1 protein-coding gene is annotated in these 211 nt (G+C 50.7%); it reads right to left on the reverse strand.

The window, feature by feature from the left end:
- Nucleotides 1-211, reverse strand: a 211-nt coding sequence (locus ACXAG7_RS20280; protein ID WP_476667979.1) for a hypothetical protein, incomplete at both ends; no start/stop codon positions are given.

Genomic DNA, 211 nt, shown 5'->3' on the forward strand with positions numbered 1-211 from the left:
TTGCTGCTGTGGTACATGGTGCGGTTGCTGCTACTGTATATGTATAGGTATTAGCGCCTGCTAATGCTGGTGACCAAGTTCCGCCTGTCGCAGGACTTCCGCCTAAGGCTGCAAATAATTGCCCTGATGTTACCGTGCTTCCTGCACAGATGGTAAGTGTTCCGTTAGTTCCCGCATTTGGTAAAGCTTGCTCGCTTACCACTACCTGAGC

Source organism: Tenacibaculum sp. AWR4_210 (genome assembly GCF_056160945.1).